Annotated in this window: 2 protein-coding genes; both read right to left on the bottom strand. The window is 48.1% G+C overall.

The genetic code is table 11. The features are described from left to right. Window positions 1-272 precede the first annotated feature (272 nt). Window positions 273-1,424, bottom strand: a complete 1,152-nt coding sequence (locus Q0257_RS09770) for an MFS transporter (RefSeq protein ID WP_298024466.1) — start codon at window positions 1,422-1,424, stop codon at window positions 273-275. A 585-nt stretch (window positions 1,425-2,009) separates the two neighbouring features. Beyond that, window positions 2,010-2,765, bottom strand: a 756-nt coding sequence (locus tag Q0257_RS09765) for a bifunctional hydroxymethylpyrimidine kinase/phosphomethylpyrimidine kinase (RefSeq protein ID WP_298024464.1), incomplete at its 5' end; no start/stop codon positions are given.

Genomic DNA, 2,765 nt, shown 5'->3' with positions numbered 1-2,765 from the left:
ACGAAGTACTTTGGCGATCCGCAGAATCTGGCTCGTCGGTTAAGCGGTTTCGTGGATCGCGACGAAATACTTCGATCGCCCAAAACCAAACCACGTGCCCAAAAAATCCCGAAACGAACTCATACCACGGAAGCTGAAAAAGTGGCAGCGTGATGCAATGCACCGCGATATTTATGACGATGCCAATGCGGCGCCCTGAAATAGCGTAATTTTAGGAAATTTCTCGGTAGCGAAGTGTGCTTAATTTTAAATTCTGCTATTTTCGCGAAGCATTAAATTTCTCGCGTGCCCTTAAAGCTTGCACGGTAAAAAATCAGCAGCGCGGCGGCTAACGCGGCAAAGCCGCAAAATAGCCCTTGGTAGCTTAAATATTCAAGCGCCTTGCCACCTACGGCAGTACCGATGCCGCCTCCGAAAAATATCGCCGTGCCTATGATCCCGGAGGATAGACCTTTGGCGGAGCCACAACGAAGTGCCGCGCTTGCTAGGACGGACTGCGCGCAAACATATCCGAATCCCAGCAAAAACGTCCCTACATATGCAGTGGCAGCAAAGCAACTCGCCAAAAGGCACAGCGCAGAAGCGGACGCCAAAAAGCCGAGGGATAGAATTTCTTTTGGCGGCAACTTCTCTTTTAAATATCTAGCAGCGTTTCCTGCCAAAAAGCAAGCGACGCCGTAAAGCATAAGGCAGACTCCGGCGAAATTTGAACTCAAGCCTAGCTTTTTAAGTAGATAAGCGCCTATGAATGAGTACGCCCCAAGCACGATTACGCCATTACATAAAGCCAAAAAATAGCTTCTCAAAAGCGCAGCATCGCCGCGCAAGCTAGCTAGAGATTTCACGAAGCTTTCGCCTTTGCTTTTCGGAGTGTCTTTGAAATTTAGCGTAAATAGTGATACGAAAGATACTGCAGACAGCGCAGAAAAGGCTAAAAATATATCCCTCCAAGAAAATCTAGCCACTGCCCATCCGCCTAAAGCCACACTCAGCCCCTGCCCTAAAAATACCGAACCCAGAAATATCGCTACGATTTTTTGTCTATCCTTCTCGTCATATGCATCGCCTATAACGCCGAGGCAGACAGCGATTATACCCGCTGCCGCGCATCCCGTGCAAAAACGAAATAAAACAAGCCACGCTAGACTTTTTGCAGTGGAGCAAAGAAGCGTAAATATCGCCAAAAAGAGCATTAGCAGAATTAAAATTTTACCTCTGCCGTAGCGATCGCTAAGATGTCCGTAAACCGGCTGAAGTAAGCCATAGGGGATCAGATATGCCGTCAAAACTGCGGAGGCGGCGCTTACCTGCACCCCAAACGTATCTGCGATGCTAGGCAGCAGTAGGGATGCGATCCAGTTATCTGCGGCAGAGATTATCCCTGAGACGATGATTAAGAGTAGTAGTCCTTTTTTGCAGTGCATTTTAAATTCCTAAATTTACGTAATTTTAGCCATTATAACTCTTTTGCTAGAAAATTTGGAATTTTAGCAAGCCCTGCGAATATGAGGCGGCGGGCATAGATCGCTAAGTTCGCAGCGGTGTCGCAATACTGCAGCAAGTACAACGCAATGGTCGGACATACAATGCGATGCATCTACCTTGAAGGGGCGAAGGCAGGTAGTAACGTGAGCAGTGAGTGCATGACTAGCTTATATTTATAATCCACTTTTTTCGCATATAAAGACCTATAAGAAATAACGCAAATTTAACAATGTCACGAAGCAGGGCTATAGCATAAGGCAAATAAGGAAAGCCCTAACTTGCAACGCGAACCCTACAATAAAATTCAAAAATTCTTTAAAATTCTACGCGGATTATGATGCCTAAAAATCAACTAAAATTTTAAGCGCACTACTCCCGCAACACGCTTTTTAGCCACGCAATTCCGCCGTTTATCACAAGTCGCGACGAACCGTTTGTACGATCTTGTGCCGCTAGGTTAAATTTAATAGCAGCGGAGTTTTGGATTTTAACGAATGCAGGAATTTCAACGAGCGCTTGAAATTTTAATCCGGGGCGATGATTTTGATTTCGTTCGCGCAAGATCCGCCAAAGTCCGCGCCGAAGGGATCTTGGACCGTGAAATAATGATCTATCGCGCCGCATCCGTGCCCGATCTGCTCATCCCAACCCAGCGCCCTGCGCACAAAGCCCTTGGCATGGGCGACGGCTGCAGGCAGACTAAGCCCCGCCGCCAGCGCGCACGCGATCGCGCTTGAGAGCGTGCAGCCCGTGCCGTGGGTGTTATGCGTAGAAATTTTAGGCGCGGAAAACTCATAAAATTTGCCGTTTTCGTACAAAATATCAACTGCTAAATTTCTCAAATCCCCGCTCTCGCCGCTCGGTTCAAAACCTGCATCTAAAGGCGCTACAGATAAATTTTGTTCAAAAGAGGGCTCCGCACTCGTCGTTAAAATTTTGCTTTCGCTAGTAAAATTTTCACTCGCGAAATTCGCGCGCTCTGTTAAACCCGTAGAATTTTTGAGCGCCCCGTTTTCGCTCGTCTCGCGCCCAAAAGCTTTAAAATTTTGCACCGCATCCGCTTCCGCCGCAATGCAAGTCGCGCTCGCGCCCGCAAGATCGCCGCCTTTGATCAAAATCGCGCCGCCGAAAAACTGCGAAATTTTAACCGCAGCGGCGCACATATCGGCTAAACTTGAAATTTTCATCTCCGCCAAAACCTCGGCCTCGCGCACGTTGGGCGTGATGATCTCCGCGGCAGGGGCGAGCTTGTACTTTAGCGCATGCAGCGCGCTTTGTTT

Source organism: uncultured Campylobacter sp., assembly GCF_938018035.1.
Taxonomy (GTDB): domain Bacteria; phylum Campylobacterota; class Campylobacteria; order Campylobacterales; family Campylobacteraceae; genus Campylobacter_B.
This window is presented reverse-complemented; position numbering and strand designations above follow the sequence as displayed.

What these genes read in the sequence shown, in the direction of transcription:
- Q0257_RS09770 (WP_298024466.1), bottom strand. Translation starts at nt 1,424, where the DNA reads ATGCACTGCAAAAAAGGACTACTACTCTTAATCATCGTCTCAGGGATA.